Source organism: Paenibacillus xylanilyticus, from assembly GCF_013359935.1.
In the GTDB taxonomy this organism is placed as follows: Bacteria; Bacillota; Bacilli; order Paenibacillales; family Paenibacillaceae; genus Paenibacillus; species Paenibacillus xylanilyticus.
In genome coordinates, this window is sequence record NZ_JABMCB010000079.1 from 1 (window position 1) to 810 (window position 810).

At 54.9% G+C, this 810-nt stretch carries 2 protein-coding genes; both read right to left on the reverse strand.

Annotated elements, in window-relative coordinates; genetic code table 11:
* Positions 1-98: 98 nt before the first annotated feature.
* Complete coding sequence (locus HP552_RS00645) at positions 99-305, reverse strand: phage head-tail joining protein (RefSeq protein ID WP_000198149.1); 207 nt, start codon at positions 303-305, stop codon at positions 99-101.
* On the reverse strand, positions 302-810 hold a 509-nt coding region (locus HP552_RS00650; protein WP_077793389.1), incomplete at its 5' end, for a terminase gpA endonuclease subunit. The genes HP552_RS00645 and HP552_RS00650, both read right to left, overlap by 4 nt.

Genomic DNA, 810 nt, shown 5'->3' on the forward strand with positions numbered 1-810 from the left:
CTGCCCTCCAAATCCGCTGCCACCGCCGTGATAACCGGCATATTCGCGCAGCGATGTCATGCCGTCCGGCCCCAGAAGGGTGGGAATGGTGGGCGTTTTCATACATAAAATCCTGCAGGTCCCCTGCGTCGCTGTGTCATGCCGGTCTGCACTTCCAGCTCTGCAATATATTTTTTCAGGTCAGACACGGAAGTGGCCGTAAACTCCACCCTTCGTCCGTCTTTCTGTACTGTTGCCACCCGTTTACCTGTCATCAGGTCATGCAGTGCCGCACGGGCAGCGGCAAGTTCTTCCTGTCGCGTCATTCATCCTCTCCGGATAAGGCACGGGCGTAATCTGCCAGTGTTTTCTTGTTGGTTGCTGCACCATCCTCTTCCTGCAGGCTCGCCAGCAGCGCACTGAGATCCAGCTGCCAGCGGGAAATACTGATGCGCAGCGCCGCCAGCGCATAAACGAAGCAGTCGAGTGCCTCATTGCGTCGCTTTTTGCTGTCCCACAGTATTTTTTTCCTGCCATCCACCCATTTTTCGACCTGCTCTTCAGCAGTCAGCTGCTGCGCTTCGGTCAGATCAAAAATATCCGGGTTATTCGGGAAGTGAACGGCACCGGGAAGCGGTTCATCCCCTTCCGGCGTCAGTGTGAAGCGGTTATAAATCTGCTCTTTCGCGGTATCCGTACCGATTTCGGTAAGGTAAACCCCGTTTTTGTTTCGCTTACGTGGCATGCTGGCCACCGGCTTTCCGTAGACGGATGCCCCTTTAATGGGGATCACCCGGAACAGCCCATGTTTTTTCGAGCGTTCATACACAA